This window comes from Myxococcales bacterium (assembly GCA_016717005.1).
Lineage (GTDB): Bacteria > Myxococcota_A > Polyangia > Haliangiales > Haliangiaceae > UBA2376.
Map to the genome: position 1 here is coordinate 1,079,836 of JADJUF010000001.1, position 19,767 is coordinate 1,099,602.

Below are 19,767 nucleotides of genomic sequence, written 5' to 3' on the forward strand. Positions count from 1 at the left end.
CTTCGACGACGGCCGCTGCCCGCAGCTGGTCGACGCGCCCCGTCGCTGCGGCCCCGCGGTGTCGGCGGCCTACGACCAGCTGGTGCAGCGCTGCCTCGCGCGCGCGCCCGGCCAGCGCCCGCGCTCGATGGCCGAGGTGGCCGCGGCGCTCCGGGCCGACGCCGACGTCGAGCGGGTCACCGAGGACGCCGGCCCTGTGGTCGCGCTGGGGCCCGCCGTGATGATGGCGCCGCCGTCGCGGCGGGCGCGGCGGTGGCCGTGGATCGTCGGCGCCGTCGCGGTGGCGATCGTGCTCGCGGGCGCCGCCGCGGCGATCGCGACGCGGGGTCGCTCGGATCGGTCGGCGGCGGCGATCGGCAGCGAAAGCGGAGCTGGAGCCGGAGTCGAAACCGGAGCCGGAACCGGAGCCGGAGCCGGAGCCGGAACCGGAGCCGGAGCCGGAGCCGGAACCGGAACCGGAACCGGGAGCCGGAGCCGGAGCCGGAGCCGGAGCCGGAACCGGAGCCGGAGCCGGCCGGAGCCGGAGCCGGAGCCGGAGCCGGAGCCGGAACCGGAGTCGGAGCCGAAACCGGAGCCGGAACCGGAGTCGGAGCCGGAACCGGAGCCGGAGCCGGAGCCGGAGTCGGAGCCGGAACCGGAGCCGGAGCCGGAGCCGGGACCGCCGCGGTGCACCGCCCGCCCTCGCGCCCCAAGCGCCCCGTCCGCACGCCGCCGCCGCCGCGCGAGGGCCTCGACTGATGGCCGCCGAGCCGCCACGCGCCACCGAGCCGCTGGCCGCCGCGTCCGCCGTGCGCGCGCACGTCCGCGAGTGTCGCCTGACCAACCTCACCACCGGCGTCACCACCACCTTCGGCCGCGCCCGCACGACCATCGGCGCCGACCCCCGCGCCGACGTCGTCGTCGACGACACGTCGATGTCGCGCCTGCACTGCGAGGTCCGGATCGTCGACGGCGCCGCGTTCGTGCGCGACCTCGGCAGCCGCAACGGCACGACCGTCGACCGCGTGCCGGTGCTCGACGCGCCGCTGCGCGACGGCGCGATCTTGACCTTGGGCCGCACCGAGCTGCGCTTCGATCTGGGCGCGCGCCAGGTCGAGATCCCGCTGGCCGCGCGCGATCACTTCGGCCGGCTGCGCGGCGCGTCGGTGCCGATGCGCGCGGTCTACGCCCAGCTCGAGGCGGCCGCGGCCAGCACCGTCACGGTGCTGCTCCAGGGCGAGAGCGGCACCGGCAAGGATCTGGCAGCCGAGTCGCTGCACCTCGAGAGCCCGCGCCGCGACGGCCCGCTGGTCGTGGTCGACTGCGGCGCCGTGCCGGCCAACCTGCTCGAGGACGAGCTGTTCGGCCACGAGGCCGGGGCCTTCACCGGCGCCACCAACCAGCGGATCGGCGCGTTCGAGGCCGCCGACGGCGGCACCGTCTTCCTCGACGAGATCGGCGAGCTGGCGCTCGAGCTGCAACCCAAGCTCCTGCGGGTGATCGAGCGCCACGAGATCCAGCGGGTCGGCGGCGTCGCGCGCATCCCGGTCGACGTGCGCGTGGTCGCCGCGACCAACCGCGACCTCAAGGCCGAGGTCAACGCCCGGCGCTTCCGCACCGATCTGTACTTCCGGCTGGCGGTGCTGGTGATCACCCTGCCGCCGCTGCGCGAGCGCACCGACGACATCCCGCCGCTGGTCGAGGCGATCCTCGACGGCCTCGGCGATCGCGCGTCGCCGATGGCGCGGGCCCTGGCCGGCGGCGAGCTCCTGCCCGAGCTCCTGCGCCACGCCTGGCCCGGCAACGTCCGCGAGCTGCGCAACTACGTCGAGGCCTGCGTCGTGCGCCAGGAGCGCGCGCTGGCCGCGACCGCGCCGTCGACCGAGCCGACGATCGACGTCAGCCAGCCGCTGCGGGCGGTGCGCGACCGCTGGCTCCGCCACGTCGAGCGGCGCTACCTCGAGGCGCTCCTGCGCGCCCACGGCAACAACGTCAGCGCCGCCGCGCGCGCCGCCGGCGTCGACCGCGTCCACCTGCACCGCCTGCTCAAGACCAGCGGGCTGCGCTGACGCCGGCCCGGCGCCGCGCGGCGCCGCCCGATCACGCGACCGACTCGCCCCGCGCCACCTTCTGCTTGGAGCTCCACGAGACCTCCTTCGCGACATCGATCCATAGCCATCGCATCCATCGCGTCCCCGAGATGATGGCTGGAGGTGACAGCGCCCCCTGCGCCGCGGCGCCACCGCCGAGGATCACGGCGCCCCGCGACGTCGATGAGGCTGCCGCCACGGCGCCAGCCGACCGCGCGCAGCCAGGAGCGCGCCCGCACCTCGACGACGCCAGATGAGGCCGCCGCGATGCCGCCGACGCCCCCGGCGCGCACTACACCACCGCGTCGGGCTGGCGATCGGGGTGCGCGGCCGCGAACCCGGGCAGCGCGTTGCACGCGGCCTCGATCGCCAAGAGCCGCGGGAAGCGTTCGACGTCGACGCCGAACCGCCGCGCCGAGTACAGCTGCGGCACCAGGAAGCAGTCGGCGATCGTGGGCGCGTCGCCGATCGAGAACGGGTGACCGTCGCCGGCCGCGGCCTCGTAGGCGGCGAGGCCGGTCGAGATGAAGCCGCCGACCCAGGCGCGGTCGTCGCCGCCGAGCTCCTTGACCTTGCGCGTGGTCGACAGGTTCTGGAGCGGCTGGATCCCGGTGTTGACCAGCTCGGCCAGGGCCCGGGCCCGAGCCCGGGTCACCATCGCAGCGTGGGTCGCGCCGCCTGGCAAGAGCGGCGCGTGCGGCCAGCGCTCGTCGAGGTACTCGAGGATCGGCAGCGACTGGGTCAGGAAGATCGCGACGCCGTCGTCGTCGACCACCTCGAGGGTCGGCACCTGCGCCATCGGGTTCTTGGCCCGGTAGTCGGCGCCGTGCTGGGCGCCGCCGTCCTTGATGATGTTGACGACGCGGTACGCGTAGGCGAGGCCCTTGAGGCCCAGGCCGATGCGCACGCGGTAGCTGGCCGACGAGCGCCAGTAGTTGTGCAGGACCAGGTTCACGCGCCACCGCCCGCGGCCACGACGGTCTGATCGATCCGCCCGAACGGGCTCGAGCCGTCGGGCAGGACCGCCTCGATCTCGATCCGATCGCCGACCTTCATGAACGGCGTCACGGGCGCGCCGGTGTCGATCGTCTCGATCATCCGGATCTCGGCCAGGCACGAGATGCCGCGCGCGCGCTCGGCGTTCGAGACCGTGCCGCTGCCGACGATCGTGCCGGCGGTGTAGCGGCGGGTCTTGCACAGGTGCGCGATCAGATCGTGAAACGAGAAGTGCATCTCGGGGCCGCTGTCGCAGTCGCCGATGACCGCGCCGTTGTAGGTCGAGCGCACCCGCGCCTGCAGGCGGCCGTCGGCCCAGGCCGCGCCGAGCTCGTCGGGCGTGACCGCGAACGGCGAGAACGCGGTGGCCGGCTTGCTCTGGAAGAAGCCGAAGCCCTTGGCCAGCTCGTCGGGGATCAGGTTGCGCAGCGTGACGTCGTTGGCCAGCATCACCAGGCGCACGTACGGCGCGGCCTCGGCCGCGGTGGTGCCGCGCGGCGTGTCGCCGAGGATCACCACCACCTCGGACTCGTAGTCGAGGCCCCAGGCCGGATCGATCAGCTCGACCGGATCGCGCGGGCCCAGGAGATCGCCGGAGCCGCCCTGGTAGACCAGCGGATCGGTGGTGAGCGTCGCCGGCGGCTCGGCCTTGCGGGCCTTGCGGACCAGGATGACGTGGTTGAGGTAGGCCGAGCCGTCGACCCACTCGTAGGCGCGCGGCAGCGGCGCGGCCAGGCGCGCGGGATCGATCGGCACGCCGTCGAGGTGGCCGCCGTCGAGCGCCGCGGCGGTGGCGCGCAGCGCCGGCTCGGCCGCGTCCCAGTCGTCGAGCGCGCGCTGCATCGAGGTCCACGGCGCGGGCGCCGGCGCGCCGACCTCACCGTCGGCGCGGACCACCAGGAGACGACCGTCGCGGGTGCCATCGCGGAGTGTGGCGAGCTTCATCGCCGCGGACCTTACGCCGGCGTCGCCGACGTGTCACCGGCGTAAGCCGAGCCCGGGCCCGGCGTTAAGAGGGCACTTCCCCGGCGGCGCGCTCGCGTCGCCCCCCTTCCCTCCCAGGAGCCCCCCATGTCTCTCGGATCTGGTGGCCGCGCGGCCGCCCTGCTCGTGCTCTGTCTCGCGGCGTCGGCGTGCGGCGCGCGGCCGCAGTACGCCTCGGCCCGCATGGCCGACGCCCCGGCGATGGCCGACGCGCCGCCGCCGCCGCCGCTCGAGCGGTCGCTGTTCGCGCGCGATCCACAAGGCGCGCTCACCGAGGACGCGCTCCAGCAGATCCTCGCGGCGCCGATCGAGCTCGATCTGCCGGCCCGGGTCGGCGTCGTGCCGGTCGTGACCGCGACCGACTGGCGCGGCCCCAACCCCGACTACCTGCGGGTGCCGGCCGGGGTCGCGCCGTTCGTGCAGCGCCTGCGCGGCAGTGAGCCGTTCACGCTCGTGACCGAGGTGATGCCGATCCCGTCGGGCTCGCTGGGCATGGAGGCCCTGCGCGAGGTCGCGGCGCGCTACCGGCTGCGCTACGTGATGCTGTACCGCGAGGTGATCGCGACCCGGAGCACGGTCGGGCCGATCGCCTGGGGCTACGCGACCGTCGTCGGCGCGGCGTTCTTGCCCGGCCAGGATCACGCCGCGTACGGCTACGTCGAGGCCAGCCTGTTCGACGTCAAGACCGGCCTGCTCCTGTTCACGACCCGGCGCTCGGTGCTCGGGCGGCGCCGCTCGAACCTGTGGCACCAGGACGACAAGCTGGCGGCGCTGGCCTCGACCCTCGCCGTGCGCTCGGCGCCGGCGCTGGCCGACGACGTCAAGAGCGACCTCTACCGCTTCGCCGACGCCGCCCGGGTCGAGAACGAGCACCGCGCGCAGGTCGCGGGCGGCGCGCCGGTGCTGGTGCCGATGCCCCCGACCACCGCGGTCGCGAGCGACGACCGCTAGCCGCCGGTCGCCGTCAGCGCTCCAACGGCAGGCCCAGCAGGGCCTTGCGCGCCAGGTCCAGGAAGTCGGTCTGCGTGACGATGCCGACCAGGGCGTCGTCCTCGTCGACCACCGCCACCGATCCGATCTTGTACTCGAGCATCAGCGCCGCCGCCTCGTGGGCCGGCGCGTCGGGGCCGACCTTGACCACCTCGCGGCTCATGATCTCGGAGATGCGCGGCGTGCGCTTGGCCGCGGCGGTGCGCAGCAGATCGCGGTCCGAGAGCACGCCGACCAGGCGCCCGCGATCGTCGACGACCGGCAGGTGCCGGATATCACCGGACTCCATCTCGGCGTGGGCCTCGGTCACCAGCTCGTTCGCGCGCACGGTGATGAGCGCCGTGGACATCAGATAGCGGACCTTCAGGTGATAGGGCTTCACGGCCACAGCATGCCGCCATCCGGAGGCGATCGGTAGGCCACGACAGGGTCTGATCGCGATCTCCAGCGCCGCGCGCCGCGCGCCAAGGGGGCCAAGGGGGGCGCGACGCCCCCGCCCCCTTGCGGTCGCTGTACGCGGCCCCACATTTACGTCATGCACGTGGTCACCCGCGCGCCGGCGGTCGCCGGCACCTTCTATCCAGCGGCGCCGAACGCCCTGGCGGCGCTGGTCGACGACCTCCTCGCGGCCGCGCGCCCGACCTCGCTGGAGCCGTGCCCGAAGGCGCTGATCGTGCCCCACGCCGGCTACGTGTACTCGGGGCCGATCGCCGCGGCTGGGTTCGCGCGCCTGGCGCCCTACGCCGACCGGATCGAGCGGGTGATCTTGATCGGGCCGACCCATCGCGTGTTCGTCACCGGCCTGGCGTGGCCCGACGCCGAGCGCCTGCGCACACCGCTGGGCGAGGTCGAGGTCGACACCGCCGCGCTGGCCGCGGTGCCCCAGGTCGCGGCCAGCGAGGTCGCGCACGCCCGCGAGCACGCCCTCGAGGTCGAGCTGCCGTTCCTCCAGCGGGTCGCGCCGCACGCGCGGATCGTGCCGCTGGCCGGCTCGCGCGCGAGCGCCGCCGAGGTCGGCGCGGTCCTCGAGGCGCTGTGGGGCGGCCCCGAGACCGTGATCGTGGTCAGCTCGGATCTGTCGCACTACCTGCCGTACCGCGCCGGGCGCGCCCGGGACGAGCGCACCGCCGACCGCATCCTCGACGCCGCCACCGATCTCGACGGCGACGACGCGTGCGGCGCGATGGCGGTCAACGGCCTGGCGTGGGTGGCGCGCCGCCGGCGCCTGCGGATCGAGCTGCTCGATCTGCGCAGCTCGGGCGACACCGCCGGCGGTCGCGACGAGGTCGTCGGCTACGGCGCGTTCGCCTTGTACGAGGTGGCGTCGTGACCGCGCTGACCAGCCACGGTCCGGCCCTGGCGCGGTGGGCGCGCGCGCGCCTGCGCGAGGAGCTGGGCGGACCGCACGCGTCGCCGCCGGTCGGCGCCTGGGCCGAGCAGCCGGCCGCGACCTTCGTCAGCCTGCACTGGCCCGACGGCGATCTGCAGGGCTGCATCGGGTCGCTGACGCCGCGGCGGCCGATCGTCGTCGACGTCGCCGCCAACGCCGTGGCCGCCGGCATCGACGATCCGCGCGGGCGCCGGCTGGGCCTGGCCGACGTCGACGCGCTCGAGCTCGAGCTGTCGATCCTGTCGCCGCTCGAGCGGATCGCCGTGACCACCGAGGCCGAGGCGGTGCGCGCGATCCGCCCCGGCGTCGATGGGCTGGTGCTCGGCTACCACGGCCAGCGCGGCACGCTCCTGCCGGCGGTCTGGGACGACCTGCCCGAGCCGGCGGCGTTCCTGGCGATGCTGCGGCGCAAGGCCGGGCTGGCGCCGGACTTCTGGAGCCCCGAGGTCGAGCTGTGGCGCTACACCGCCGCGCGCTTCGTCGATCCACCGCGGGCGGCGTCATGAGCGAGCTCGCGTACCCCGCGCGCTGGTGGCACGCCACCGACGATGGCCGCCTGCAGTGCGACCTGTGCCCGCGCGACTGCCGGCTCGGCGACGGCCAGCGCGGCCTCTGCTTCGTGCGCCAGCGCGACGGCGATCGCCTGGTGCTGACCACCTACGGCCGCTCGAGCGGGTTCGCGCTCGATCCGATCGAGAAGAAGCCGCTCAACCACTTCTATCCGGGCACGAGCGTGCTGTCGTTCGGCACCGCTGGCTGCAACCTGGCGTGCAAGTTCTGCCAGAACTGGGACATCTCGAAGTCGCGCGACATGGATCGCCTGGCCGATCGCGCCAGCCCCGAGGCGATCGCCGCGGCCGCGGTCGACGCCGGCGCCGCCAGCGTCGCGTTCACCTACAACGATCCGACGATCTTCGCCGAGTACGCGATCGACACCGCGATCGCGTGCCGCGCGCGCGGGATCAAGACGGTCGCGGTGACCGCCGGCTACATCCACGCCGAGCCGCGCGCCGAGCTGTACGCGCACCTCGACGCCGCGAACGTCGATCTCAAGGCGTTCACCGACGAGTTCTACCACCGCCAGTGCGCGGCCCGCCTCGGGCCGGTCAAGGACACGCTGCGCTACCTCGTCAAGGAGACCGCGGTCTGGACCGAGATCACGACCCTGATCATCCCGGGCCTCAACGACGGCGACCGCGAGCTCGACGAGCTTGCCGGCTGGGTCGCGACCGAGCTCGGCCCCGACGTGCCGCTGCACTTCTCGGCGTTCCACCCCGACTACAAGCTCACCGACGTGCCCGCGACCCCGCTCGCGACCTTGCAGCGGGCCCGGGCGATCGCGCGGCGGGCCGGCCTGCGCTACGTCTACACCGGCAACGTCCACGATCCGGCCGGGGATGCGACGATGTGTCCCGCGTGCGGCGCCGCGGTGATCGAGCGCGACTGGTACCAGCTGCTGGCGTGGCGCCTCACCGACGGCGCGTGCGGCGCGTGCGGCGCCGCGATCGCCGGGCGGTTCGCGGCCCAACCGGGCGACTTCGGCCGCCGCCGGCTCCGCGTCGCGATCTGATCTCGGCGCGGTCGCACCGACGCCCGCGCGGATCGTGTTAGCGTCAGCCGCGAGGGATGACCGACGCGCGCACATGGGTGATGTTCGCGGATCTCGAGCGTGCGGTGCGCGATCGCGACCCCAGCTCGGCGAGCTCCTCGTCCGCTACCTCGAGCAGGTCGATCCGCCGCCGGGCTGCGACGACGGCGCCGGCGATGACGATGACGACGATGACGCGGTCGCGCGGCCGCGGCCGCCGAACGGCGCGCTGACGATCTTCAGACTGCGCCAGCAGATCAGCAACCAGGCGCTGCGCGGCAAGACCGCGACCGAGCGCCGGCTGGCGCGGCGCGAGGCCTGGCAGGCCGCGGCCGCGTCGCCGTGGCTGCCGCCGCGGCTGCGCCTGGGCCAGCTGCTGCTCGCGCTCGACGACGCCGGCGACGACGCGGCCCGCGCCGCGCTCGTGACCGTGTTCACCCGCGGCCGGCTGCGCTGGGGCGTGTGGCAGGCGGCCAAGCTGATCTACAAGCGGGCCGAGGCCCGCCACGACGCCCTCCTGTTCGGCGCGCTCGCGTACCGCTTCGACATGCTCGGCCCGGATCCGCGCGGGTACGACAAGGACGAGCTGGCGCCCGGCACGATCCTCTACATGAAGAAGCGCGCGTGGCGCTGGCTGCGCCACCTGGGCCAGGCGGTGCCCGAGGCGTACCCGGCGTTCGCGATCGAGGTGCTGCGCCACTACCGCGACGACGCGCCGGTGCGCTCGTCGTGGGTGGCCGCGCACATCTGGGGCCGCAAGCGCCTGCGCGGCACCAAGCGACCGGTCGGCTTCCGGCCGCCCGCGCTGACCGAGCGCGCGTTCCCCGACGCGTGGAAGCTGACACCGGCGCCGCTGGTGCGGCTCCTGCTCGAGGCCGGGCACCGCGAGGTCGCGGGCTGGGCGATCGCCGCGCTCGAGGCCGATCATCCGACGGCGCTGCACGCGCTGACCCCGGCCCAGCTCGCGGCGCTGGGTCGACGCGGCGCCGACGGCCCGGTGGCGGCGTTCGTCGTCAAGCTCCTGCGCGCGCGCCCCGACCTGCACGCGTCGCAGTACCGCGCGCTCGGGCTGCACGAGGTCGTCCTCGACTTCCTGCGCAGCCGCGACGCCGGCGTCGCCGGGTTCGCGATCGCGTACGCGCGCACCCACGCGGCCGACCTCGAGGTCGAGCGGCTGGTGGCGCTGGCGATCGACGGCCACGCCGACGTGGTCGCGTTCGCGCTCGATCGGCTGGGCGCGCTGCCGACGACGACGATCGGCCTGCCGGGGCTGGTGCGGCTGATCCGCGTGCCGGCCGCCCGGGCGCTGGCGATCGCCAAGCTGCGCGAGGGCGCGCGCCCGGCCGATCTCGCGGTCGAGCTGTTCGTCGCGCTCGCCACCGGCGGGTACGACCAGCTGCAGTTCGTCATCGGCTGGTACAGCGACGCCGGCGTGACCATCCCGGCCGGCCACTGGATCGCCACGCTCGCCGACCCGGCCTGCGACCGGGCGGTGCGGAAGCGCGCGCTCGAGGAGCTGGGCCGACGCCCGGGCGCCGAGCTGACCGCGCGCTGGCTGCAGCAGGCGCTCGAGGATCGCGCGCTCACCGACGCCGTGGCCGGGTGGCTCGAGGCCGGCAAGCTGGCCGGCGACGCGCTCGACGTCGACTGGGTCAAGGGCCTGGTGGCGCGGCCGCGGCTGCGCCCGCTCGCGCTGCGCCTGCTCGGCAACCGCGCGCTGGTCGCGCCCGGCCGGATCGGCCTGGGCTGGCTGCTCGAGCTGGCGCGGTCGACCGAGCCCGATCTGCACGGCTTCGCGCACCGCCTCCTGCTCGAGCACTTCACGCCCGAGGACTTCGCGCCGGCCGGCGGCGGACGGACCGCAGGCCTGGCGCGGCTGTGGGAGCTGGCCGCGGGCGCCGGCAGCGCCGAGCCGGTGCGGGAGTTCGCGTCGACGTACCTGCGCGCGCACCACCCGGTGCTGGGCCGCGAGCTGGCCGAGGCCAAAGCGGTCGGGCTGACCCCGCGGCTCACCCACGACGACTACCCCGCGGCGCGGATCGTGCCGCTCACGCGCGACGCCCGCGCCGACGTGCGCAAGCTCGGCTGCGCGATCGCGGCCGAGGAGATCGTCCGCTGGGGCGATCGCGCGCTGCCCTACCAGCTCGCGACCAGCGATCACCGCGAGCCGCGCGCGCTGGGCAACGAGCTCCTGCTGGGCGCGATCGCCGCCGGCGACGGCCAGCTCCCGGGCGACTGGCTCGACGGCGGGCGCGTGTTCGCGCTGGCCGAGTGCCCGCACAAGGGCACGCGCGAGGCGGCGCTGACGATCATCCGGCGCGCGTACGACCGCGTCGGCGGGCGCGCGCGCCTGGCCTGGCTGATGGAGAGCGCCGAGCGCGACGTGCGGCTGTTCGCGGTGCGGCTGTTCTGGGATCGCCACCGGCCGCGGACCACCCCGGCCGAGTGGACCCCGGCCCGGGGGCCGTCGGCCGCCGCGGTCGCGGTGGCGGAGCCGCTGGCCGACGGCGAGGCCGAGATCGCGGCGCTGCGGCAGTTCGTGCGGACGGTGCTGTTCGGGCTGCCGCCGGGGCGGCTCGAGAAGCGCGAGCCGCTGGCCGGCGTGAAGCCCGAGCGGCCGCTGCCGGCGTCGGTGGCCAAGCGCCGGCTGATCGAGGCCGTGCGCGACCTCGCGGTGCGCGAGGTCGGGTTCGCGGCGCTGGTGGCGCCGGTGCTCGGCGAGGTCGCCGCGTCGGTCGCGCGCGGCGAGTGGCAGGCGGCGGTCGCCGCGCTGGCCGCGATCCGCCAGGCCCACCCCGGCCTCGGCACGCTCGGGCTGCCGGCGCCGCGGCTGCGTCCGGCTCACCCGGCGCGGAGGCCGGCGTGACGTTCGGCCCCCAGCTGGAGCGCCTGCTGGCGATCGCCGCGTCGACGCGCGCGATCGCGATCGGCGGACGCCGCGACGCCGCGCCCGAGCCGGCGGCCAGCGTCCACCTGCTGCCGCGCGGCAAGGCCAAGGCCCGGACGATGGCGGTCGGCGCCGCGGTCCACGCGCTGGCGTTCGTCGACGACGACCTGCTCCTGGCCGGGTGCGGCGACGGCCGCGTGCGCGGCTGGGTGGTCGGCGACGGCGAGCCGACCCTGCGCGTCGATCTCGACCTCGGCGCCGCGGTGCGGGCGCTGCTGGTCGTCGACGGGGCCAGCGTGCTCGCGGCCACGGCCGACGGCGCGCTGCACCGGCTGGCGCTGGCGGTGGTCGACGCGCGGCCGACGCTGACGGTGACGGCGCGGGTCGCGGTGGCCGAGCGCGCGCTCGACGCGGTCGCGGTCGAGAGCGGCGTGGTCGTGGTCGGCGGCGTCGACGGCGCCTGGGTCGTCGACGGCGCCCGGGCCCGGCCCCTCGCGGTCGGCGGCGACGGCGGCGTGCGCGCGCTGGTCGGCCTCGGCGACGGGCGCGTGATCGCGGGCACCGGCGACGGCGCGATCCGCACCGCGTACGTGGCCGGCGACGCCGAGGCCAGCGACCGCGCCGGCGCCCACGCCCACGCCGGCGCGGTCCGCGCGCTCGCGCTGGGGCCGCTCCTGATCGACCCGGCCGGGCGCGAGCAGCCGCGCCGGCTGTGGTCGCTCGGCGACGACGGCGCGCTCAAGAGCTGGCCGCTCGACTCCAACCGCAAGCCGCGCACGCTCGAGCTGGGCGCCGGCGCCGGCGCCGCGCTGGCGATCGCGCCGGGCGCGGTCAAGGGCGTCGACGGCTCGACCGCGCAGGTGCTGGCCGCGACCGCGGCCCGCAAGGTCGTGGCGCAGACGCTCGGCGCCGACGGCGAGCCGGTCGGCGCGCCCGCGATCACCACCAGCGAGCTCGATCGCCTGGCCGCCGAGCTCGACGATCACAAGCCCAAGAGCCAGAGCGTGCGCGCGGCGGCGGTGGCGACCCTGGCGGCGCTGCCCGAGGACGACGCCCGGGTGCTGCTCGAGCGCGCGCTCGCCCGCGAGCCGATGTTCGAGATCAAGGCCGCGGCCGCCACCGCGCTGGCCACCGGCGGCCGCCGGCGCGCGCGCCCGGCCCTGCGCACCGCGCTCGCGGACGGTCACGCGCGGGTGCGGGCGGCCGCGTTCGCCGCGCTGTGCGCGCTCGATCCCGCCGAGCCGCTGGCGCCGATCCGCGCCGGCCTGGCGGCGCGCGCCGACGACGTCCGGCTGCTGGCGCTCGACGCGCTCGCGGCGCAGCCGGCCGGGTCGTTGACCGCGGCGCTCGCGGCCGAGGCGTTCACCGATCCGGTGCCGGCGGTGCGCGAGCGCGGCTTCGCGGTCGCGCGCGCGCTGGGCGCGGCCGATCCGCGCTGGGCGGTGCGGACCGCGCTGGCCCGGGGCCCGGCCGATCTGCGGGCCCGCGCGCTGTTCACCCTGGGCCTGGTCGATCGCGCCGCCGACGCCGCCGCGCGCGGGCTGATCGCGGCCGCGCTCGACGACGACAGCCCCGAGGTCCGCTGGGCCGCGTACGCGGTGGCGCTGTGCGGCCGCCCGCGCACCGCCGGCCGCCTGCGCGCGCTCGACAGCACGCTGGCCACCAACCTGGTCGACGCCGCCGCGCGGGTCGGCGTGGCCGAGGCCGCGCTGCCGCCGCCGACGACCGAGCCGGTGACGCTCGACGACGACGAGCGCGGGCCGCTGTTCCAGGCGATGGCCTGCCGTCAGCCCGAGACCGCGCTGCGCGGCGCCCGCGGCCTGATCTACCTCGGCGACGCGCGCGCGCTCGGCGCGGTGCTGGGGCTGTCGCGCGACCCCGACGCCGGCGTGCGCCGGGCCGCGGTCGACGCCCTGGCCGTGGCCGCGCGGCTGGTGGCCGACGACGATCGCGCGCTGGCGCGGCTGGGCTGGCTGCTCGACGACGACGACGCGCAGGTGCGCGGCGCGGCGATGGCGGCGCTGATCGACCGCACCGGCGGCGCCGCCGAGGCCGAGCTCGACCTGGCCGAGCTGGCGTTGCGCGCCAGCCAGGCCGACGTCCGCACCGCGCGCTGGCGCTGCTGATCAAGCACGGCCCCACCGGCCCGGTCGCGGCCCGGGCCGACGCGCTCCTCGGCGACGCCCTCGACGACGAGGATCCGGCGGTGCGCGCCGAGGCCTACAAGACCGTCTGGGCCTGGCACGCGGCGACGCCGATGGTGCCGCTGACCCGCGGCGCGCGCAGCCGCCACGCCGACGTCCGCGGCCAGGTCGTGGCCGAGCTGGCGCGCCGGCGCGAGGCCCGACCCGGCGCCCCGGCGGTCGCCGCCGCCGTCGACGCCGCGCTGCTCGGGCTGGTGCGCGATCCGGTAGCCGAGGTCGGCCACGCCGCGTACGCCGCGCTCACCCACGAGGATCCCGACCAGCCGCGGCCGGGCCAGGACCGCGCCCGCGCCGACGTGCACCTGGCGGCGATGGCGTCGCCGCGCGCGTCGGTCCGGGCCGCCGGCGCCGCCGGCGCGCGCCACGCTCCGGCGGCGGCGGTGCGGGCGCGCCTGATCGAGCTGGTCCGGGACGACCAGCCGGCCGTGCACACCGCGGCGATCGAGGCGCTCGATCACGTCGCGCCCACCGACGCCGAGGGCTTCGCGGCGGCGTTCGCGTCGATCTTCTACGCGCTGCAGGTGCGGGCCGGCGAGCTGTGCGGCACCCGGCGCGATCGGCGCGCGGTCGCGCCGATGCAGCGGCTCCTGTCGATCCCGCGGACCGACGTCGATCGCCCCAGCGACGAGCTGCGCCGGCGCGCGGCCCGCGCGCTCGCCGACGTCGGCGATCCCGGCGCGGTGCCGTTCCAGAGCGGCCTGCTCGACGACGACGATCCGATCGTGCGCGAGATGGCGGCGCGGGGCCTGGCGACCGCGTGCGGCCCGGCCGAGCAGCCGGCGCTGCTCGACGCGCTCGGCCACGCCGACCTGCCGGTGCGGTCGTGGGCGGCCGAGGGCCTGGCCCGGCTCGGCGATCTGCGCGCGCTGCCGGTCCTGGCCGGCACCCAGCGCCACGATCACCGGCCGCTGCGCCTGGGCGCGATCGTCGGGCTGACCGCGCTCGGCGCCGACGGCGCCCGCGGCCTGCGCCAGGCGCTCGAGGATCCCGAGCGCGACGTCGCCGATCTGGCGTTCGCGGTGATCGTCGCCCGCGACGTCGCGCTGGCCGCGGCCGGCGTCGGGCCCGATCTGCTGCTCGACGCGCTGGCCAGCCCCGCGCCCGAGCTCCGGTTCGCGGCCGCGCGGCTGATCGAGGCCCGCGCCGCCGGCGCGCCGCTGCTCGACGTGGCCACCGAGCTGGTCGGCCCGCGCCGCCCCGACAAGGCCGCCGACCTGCGCGACTGGCCGGCCGAGGCGCGGCGCGCGGCGCTCCTGCGCGTCGTCGTCGACAACCTCGCCAGCGACGTGTCCGAGCGGCGCTACGCCGCGGCCCAGGTGCTGGCGCTGCGGCCGCAGCCGCTGGCGTTCTGGCGCGAGGCCGCGCGCCTCGTCGGCCCGGCCCAGACCACCGTCCCCGCGACCAACTACGCGTCCGAGCACCGGACCGCCCGCGCCAGCGGCTGGATCCGCCGGCTCGTCGTCGGGCGCGCCGCGGCGGTCGCGAAGACCGAGCCGACGCCGACCGAGCTCGAGCGCCTCGCGATCATCCTGGCGTACGCCGGCGGCCCGGAGCCGCGGCCGGTGCCGCCGCGCCCGGCGGCGGCCGGGCTCGATCGCGCGGTGGCCGCGCGGCTGGTGTTCGGCGTCTACGCCGGCCTGGTCCGGCAGGGCCCGGCGCCCGGCGCCGCCGACGAGACCCAGCGCATCCGCCGCGACGCCGTCGAGCGCATCGCCGCGCTCGCCGCCGACGGCGCGGTCGGCCGCGACGCCGCGCTGCCCGCGCTCGAGCACGCGCTGGCCGACAGCCACAACCTCGTGCGCGCCGGCGCGATGGCCGCGGTGCGCGCGCAGTACCCGAAGGGCGCGCTGGCGCCGCTGGCCGCCGCGCTGCGCTCGGCCGCCGACATCGGCAAGGCCGCGATCGACGAGCTGGTCGGCCGGGCCGCCGCCGGCGACGCCGACGCGGCCGCGCTGGTCCACGCGGCGCTCGACGCCGACGACGCCGCGGTGCGCGCCCACGCGCTGCTGCGGCTGCCGCGCCTGTACCCCGCCGGGTCGGTCGCGCCGCTCCTGGCCGGCGCCCGCAGCCGCCACGCCGACGTCCGCGCCGCCGCGGTCGGTCAGCTGGTCGAGCGCGGCAGCGACGGCGCCGCCGCCGCCGACGCCGCGCCGGTCATCGAGGCGCTGGCGACCGCCCTCGGCAGCGACGACGCCGAGCTGCGGTTCGGCGCGGCCGACGGCCTGGCGCGCCGCGGCGACCTGCGCGCGATCGACGCGCTCGCGGCGTTCCTGCGCGACGGCGATCGTACCGACGAGGCGTGCACCGCGCTGATCGAGGCGGCCGGCCGCGCACCGACCGTGGCCGCCGCGGCCGCGACCGCGCTCGCGACCCGCCTGCTCGAGGATCCCGATCGCACCGCCGACGTCGACGCCCTGATCGCCGGGCTGGGCTCGATCGCCCACGAGGCCGGCGCGCCGGCGCTGCTCGATGATCTCGACGAGCGCGGCGCCGAGGACCAGCTCGAGCGCCTGCTGGCCGATCGCGACGTCGAGGTCCGCACGCGCGCGTGCGAGGCGCTGGCGCTGCGGGTCGCCGCGGTGCCGACCGCGACCCTGGGCCCGCTCGAGGCGGCGCTGCGCGGCGGCCGGCGCGAGCTGGTGCTGCCCGCCGGCGAGGGCCTGGCCCGGCGCGGCCGCCCCGAGGCGTTCTTCGCGCTCTTGCTGGTGCTCAAGGCCGGCGAGCCGCCCGAGCGCGAGCGCGCGGCCCTGGCGCTCGGCGAGCTGGGCGATCGGCGCGCGCTCGAGCACCTGCTGCCGATCCTCGACGCCGGCCCCGACGCGCCCCAGGATCAGGCGCTGGCGCCGACGGTGATCGCGACGCTCGGCGCGATGGTGCATGCGCTGGCCGCGCGCCCCGACGCCGACGCCGACGAGCTGGCCGGGCTGCGTGAGCGGATCGAGCGCACTGCCACCGCCGGGCTCGGGCCGGCCCGACGCCACGCGCCGACCGCGCTGCGCCACATCGGCGACGCGCGCAGCCGGGCGCTGCTCGAGCAGATCATGCTCGACCGCGAGCTGGGCGCCGACGAGCGCGCCGCCGCCGCGACCGAGCTGGGCACGCTCGGCGACGAGGCCAGCGAGGCCGCGCTCGGCGTCGCGTTGACGACCAGCGAGCGCGCGGTCCGCGCGGCGGCCTTGACCGCGGCGCTGACGATCTTCCGCGCCGATCGCACGCGCGCGTACATGCTGGCGCTGCCCAGCCGCTGGCCCGAAGTCAGCCGCCCCGCGGCGGCCTACCTCGGCGGCCACGGCGATCCCGCGACGATCGTCGCGCGCCTCGGCGGCCTGGCCGACGACGTGCGCCAGGGCCTGCGCGAGGGCCTGGTCCGGCGTCAGGCGTTCCCGCTCGAGGCGATCGCCGGGGCCCTCGCCGACGCCGACGCCGCGACCCGCACCGAGGCCGCGTGGCTGGCCGGCGCCGCCGGCGCGAGCGCGCTGGCGCCGCCGGTGATCGCCGCCGTCGATCGCGCCGCCGCCGGCTGGCGCGCGGCGCGGACGCTCGAGCTGGCCCGCGGCGCCGCCGGCGCCGCCGCCGTGGCGCGCGAGGTCGAGGCCTGGCGCGCGGCGCTGTGGGCCGCACACCGGACCGGCGCGGCGATCGAGGATCGAGCGCTGGCGGCCGCCAGCGACCGCGCGGCACCAGCGCCGGTCCGGGCCGAGGCCGCGGCCTGGCTGGCCGCCCACGCCGGGGCCGCGCTGCGCGCGCTGGTCGATGACGACGCCCGCGCCGTCCGGACGCCGGCCGCGCGCGCGACCGCCGCCAGCGGCGGCGACGTGACCGATCTGGCGCGCACCGCGGCCGCCGCCGTCGATCTGTCGGCGCGCGCGCCGCTGATCGCCGCGAGCCTCACGTCGTTCGGCGGCGGCGAGGCCCTGCTGGTGGCCGACGACACCCGCGGCGCGGCGGTGGCGGTCGCGCTGACCGGCGGCCCCGCCGAGCTGATCGCGATCGCGCGGCGGACCGGCGACGACGCCGCGCGCCTGGTCGCGATCGCGGCGCTGGGCCGGATCGGCGGCGACGACGCGCGCGCGGCGCTCGAGGCGATCGTCGCCGACGTCGGCGAGCCGGCGACGGTGCGCGCGGCGGCGTGGCGCGCGCTGGCGCGCCTGCGGCGCAACGCCAAGAAGGTCTGGGCCGACGGCGTCGATCGCGAGCGCCGCGGCACGCGCCTCGCCGGAGGCAGCGACGGCGAGTCGGACGACGGCGGCGGCGAGTCGGACGACGGCGGCGGCGAGTCGGACGACGACGACGACGACGACGACGACGACGAGGATGACGACGGCGACGACGACGACGGCGACGACGACGACGACGACGACGACGACGAGGACGAGGACGAGGACGAGGATGACGACGATGAGTGAGCCCCTCACGACCCTCGACGTCCCGGTCGCGTTCGGCACCGCCAGCGTCGTCAGCGACGGCGACAGCGTGCGGATCGAGCTCCCGACCGACGGCGCCCGCGCCGCGGCCCACGCCACCACCCGGGTCCACCGGCCGGCCCTCGTGCGCGACGCGCTGCTCGCGGTCGGCGACGTGCTCGCCAGCGACCTCCGCTTCCGCGGCCGCGATCGCGCCGACTACCTCGCGTACCTGCTGGCCAAGGGCAAGGGCGTGTCCAAGCAAGTCTGGGACGCGCAGAAGGAGTACTTGCAGCTGCGCTACGCCGAGGCCGCGCGCGCCGAGGAGCCGCTCGATCCGGTGCTGACGATCGGCGCCGACGCGCTCCGCCTCGAGCTCCTGTCGCGGGACGAGTCGGCCTACGCCCAGCTCGCGATCGGTGCCGGCGCGCTGGTCGCCGCCGACCTGGCGCCCGGCACCACCTTCCTCGAGCTGTCGCCGGCGGCGCTGCGCGCGATCGGCCGCGTGCGCACGTACCGCACGACCACGCTGGCGCTCGCGCCCGTCGCGGCCTCGACCGCGACCGCGACGCCGACCTCGCGCCGCGTGCCCCTGCGCTGGCTGCGCGCGTTCGGCCAGATCCAGGCCGCGGCGCTGTTGCCGGCCGAGCGCTTCGAGCTGGCGCCGATCGATCTCTATAACGTCCTGTACGCGCTGCGCACGCGCAAGGCCAAGCAGGCGCCGCGGGCCCTGCGCTACGAGCTGGTCCCCGGAAAGCCGCCGCGGATCGTCCTCGAGCCCTGGGACCTGGTGCTGACCGCGACCGGCGGCCCCTACACCGGCACGCGCCCGATGGTGGTCCGCACCTGGGGCCGCAACCGGCTCCAGGTGCTCGCGCGCCTGCTACCCCACGCCCGCCGGGTCGCGGTCCACCTGCTCGGCCCCGGGATCCCGGCGTTCTACGTCGTCGACGCCGGCGACGTCACGCTGACCCTCGGGCTGTCGGGCTGGACCGACGCCGGCTGGGCCGGCATCGCCACGTTCGATCAGCTCGCGGTCGGCGCTGACGATGGCGCCGCCGACCTCGGGCCGCGCCTCGCCGCCGGCCTGCCGCTGGCCGAGCTGACGCCCGCCACCCGGTCCGCGCTCGCCGCCGAGCTCGCCGGGCTCCGCGCCGGCGTCGATCTCGCGCGCGGCGTCGCGTTCGCGCGCCCGCTCCTGGCCACGCCGCCGCCCGCCGACGCGCTCCGGTACCGCGACGCGCGCGAGGCCGCGGCCCACCGCCTCCTGGCCGAGCCCGATCAGGTCGCGCTGACCAAGGTCCACGACCTCGGCGCCGACGGCGAGCGCATCGAGGGCCAGGTCGACGACGCCCGGGCGCACCGACGCTTCCTGGCGACGTTCACGATCGATCGCGAGGGCCGCACCGCCGGCGCCACCTGCACCTGCCCCGGGTTCCGCCGCGCCGGCATCAAGGAGGGCCCGTGCGAGCACATGATCGCGCTGCGGGTGCTGCACGTGCGCGCCCAGGCCGCGCTCGCGGCCGCGCGCGACACGGCCGACGGCCGCCGGCTGATCCGCGCCGAGACCCGGACGCTGTTCCGCCGCACGCCGGCCGGCAGCGAGACCTTCCGGTTGTCGCTCGACGATCGCGCCGTGGTCGCGCGCTGGGGCGCCGCCGAGCCGCTGCGCATGACCCGCCAGCTCCACCCCAGCGCCGATGACGCGCGCGCCGCGTACTTCGCGCGGCTCGACGAGCTGGCCCGCAAAGGATTCATCGATGCGACCGCGTGAGGCCGCGTTGACATGCGCTCGTCGCCGCGACTACAGTCGCGACGTTGTCGTTTTCCAGGAAGAGGAGTCGCCTTCGTTAGCCTGCGCTCCGGCGCAAGGGCGGCGTCGCGCCGTCCCGGCACAAGCAGTAGCCACTCTCCACAAGGTAGGCTGTTCTTGGTTCGCTCGCCCAGAGGGGCCCCAATTGTCGGGTCCAGCTGGACCAACCGAGCGAACCCGGTTTGCACCCAACAATTGGGGCCCCTCTGGGCGGCGAACCTGTGAGCCTACCGTGTCCCATGAGGGTTGTAGCGAGCGCCTCCTCTTCCTGGAGCCTTTTACAAAGAGGGTTTTTCGAAAAAACCCTCCCCCGGCATGCGCCGGGGCCCCCACCCGAAACGGCCCGGAGCGTTCAGCGCGGGTTGGGACCTCGACACGCGAGCGTGCGGATGTTCGGGGCCCGGAGCGTTCAGCGCAGGGTGTAGCCTCGACACGCGACGGTG

The 19,767-nt window shown here is 77.0% G+C and carries 12 protein-coding genes; 9 read left to right on the forward strand and 3 right to left on the reverse strand.

Going from position 1 to position 19,767, the window contains the following annotated elements:
- The first annotated feature begins 737 nt into the window (after nt 1-737).
- On the forward strand, nt 738-2,048 hold the full coding sequence (locus IPL61_04565) for a sigma 54-interacting transcriptional regulator (protein MBK9030605.1): 1,311 nt from the start codon (nt 738-740) through the stop codon (nt 2,046-2,048).
- A gap of 313 nt (nt 2,049-2,361) precedes the next feature.
- Here IPL61_04565 and maiA read toward each other — a convergent pair whose 3' ends face one another.
- Both maiA and IPL61_04575 read right to left on the reverse strand, forming a co-directional pair.
- Nucleotides 2,362-3,024: a maleylacetoacetate isomerase gene (gene maiA / locus IPL61_04570; GenBank protein ID MBK9030606.1), complete on the reverse strand. Its 663-nt coding sequence runs from the start codon at nt 3,022-3,024 to the stop codon at nt 2,362-2,364.
- Nucleotides 3,021-4,010 carry a fumarylacetoacetate hydrolase family protein gene (locus tag IPL61_04575; protein MBK9030607.1) on the reverse strand — a complete coding sequence of 330 codons (990 nt, stop codon included), beginning with the start codon at nt 4,008-4,010 and terminating at the stop codon, nt 3,021-3,023. The genes maiA and IPL61_04575 overlap by 4 nt, the downstream gene beginning before the upstream one ends.
- Before the next feature lie 126 nt (nt 4,011-4,136).
- Here IPL61_04575 and IPL61_04580 point away from each other — a divergent pair, with 126 nt between their 5' ends.
- Nucleotides 4,137-5,000 carry a hypothetical protein gene (locus IPL61_04580; GenBank protein MBK9030608.1) on the forward strand — a complete coding sequence of 288 codons (864 nt, stop codon included), beginning with the start codon at nt 4,137-4,139 and terminating at the stop codon, nt 4,998-5,000.
- A gap of 13 nt (nt 5,001-5,013) precedes the next feature.
- Here the strand turns inward: IPL61_04580 and IPL61_04585 are convergent, their stop codons facing one another.
- Nucleotides 5,014-5,421 carry a CBS domain-containing protein gene (locus IPL61_04585; GenBank protein ID MBK9030609.1) on the reverse strand — a complete coding sequence of 136 codons (408 nt, stop codon included), beginning with the start codon at nt 5,419-5,421 and terminating at the stop codon, nt 5,014-5,016.
- A 153-nt stretch (nt 5,422-5,574) separates the two neighbouring features.
- Here IPL61_04585 and amrB point away from each other — a divergent pair, with 153 nt between their 5' ends.
- The 7 genes from amrB (at nt 5,575) to IPL61_04620 (ending at nt 19,285) form a co-directional block, all read left to right on the forward strand.
- A complete protein-coding gene (gene amrB / locus IPL61_04590) occupies nt 5,575-6,369 on the forward strand; it encodes an AmmeMemoRadiSam system protein B (GenBank protein ID MBK9030610.1) in 795 nt (264 codons plus the stop codon).
- Nucleotides 6,366-6,935 carry an AmmeMemoRadiSam system protein A gene (gene amrA, locus IPL61_04595; GenBank protein MBK9030611.1) on the forward strand — a complete coding sequence of 190 codons (570 nt, stop codon included), beginning with the start codon at nt 6,366-6,368 and terminating at the stop codon, nt 6,933-6,935. Before amrB ends, amrA begins: the two co-directional genes overlap by 4 nt.
- Nucleotides 6,932-7,999, forward strand: coding sequence for an AmmeMemoRadiSam system radical SAM enzyme (gene amrS / locus IPL61_04600; GenBank protein ID MBK9030612.1), 1,068 nt, complete (start codon nt 6,932-6,934; stop codon nt 7,997-7,999). Before amrA ends, amrS begins: the two co-directional genes overlap by 4 nt.
- Before the next feature lie 73 nt (nt 8,000-8,072).
- The gene (locus tag IPL61_04605) at nt 8,073-10,883 is read left to right on the forward strand and encodes a hypothetical protein (protein ID MBK9030613.1); all 2,811 of its coding nucleotides are present in this window, start codon (nt 8,073-8,075) and stop codon (nt 10,881-10,883) included.
- On the forward strand, nt 10,880-13,030 hold the full coding sequence (locus tag IPL61_04610; GenBank protein MBK9030614.1) for a HEAT repeat domain-containing protein: 2,151 nt from the start codon (nt 10,880-10,882) through the stop codon (nt 13,028-13,030). The genes IPL61_04605 and IPL61_04610 overlap by 4 nt, the downstream gene beginning before the upstream one ends.
- Nucleotides 13,031-13,110: 80 nt before the next feature.
- A complete protein-coding gene (locus tag IPL61_04615) occupies nt 13,111-17,514 on the forward strand; it encodes a HEAT repeat domain-containing protein (GenBank protein MBK9030615.1) in 4,404 nt (1,467 codons plus the stop codon).
- Nucleotides 17,507-19,285, forward strand: coding sequence for an SWIM zinc finger family protein (locus tag IPL61_04620; protein ID MBK9030616.1), 1,779 nt, complete (start codon nt 17,507-17,509; stop codon nt 19,283-19,285). The genes IPL61_04615 and IPL61_04620 overlap by 8 nt, the downstream gene beginning before the upstream one ends.
- The last annotated feature ends 482 nt before the right edge of the window (nt 19,286-19,767 follow it).

What these genes read in the sequence shown, in the direction of transcription:
- IPL61_04575 (MBK9030607.1), bottom strand. Translation starts at nt 4,010, where the DNA reads ATGAAGCTCGCCACACTCCGCGATGGCACCCGCGACGGTCGTCTCCTG.
- IPL61_04605 (MBK9030613.1), top strand. Translation starts at nt 8,073, where the DNA reads ATGGGTGATGTTCGCGGATCTCGAGCGTGCGGTGCGCGATCGCGACCC.
- IPL61_04620 (MBK9030616.1), top strand. Translation starts at nt 17,507, where the DNA reads ATGAGTGAGCCCCTCACGACCCTCGACGTCCCGGTCGCGTTCGGCACC.
- amrS (MBK9030612.1), top strand. Translation starts at nt 6,932, where the DNA reads ATGAGCGAGCTCGCGTACCCCGCGCGCTGGTGGCACGCCACCGACGAT.
- amrB (MBK9030610.1), top strand. Translation starts at nt 5,575, where the DNA reads ATGCACGTGGTCACCCGCGCGCCGGCGGTCGCCGGCACCTTCTATCCA.
- IPL61_04565 (MBK9030605.1), top strand. Translation starts at nt 738, where the DNA reads ATGGCCGCCGAGCCGCCACGCGCCACCGAGCCGCTGGCCGCCGCGTCC.
- IPL61_04580 (MBK9030608.1), top strand. Translation starts at nt 4,137, where the DNA reads ATGTCTCTCGGATCTGGTGGCCGCGCGGCCGCCCTGCTCGTGCTCTGT.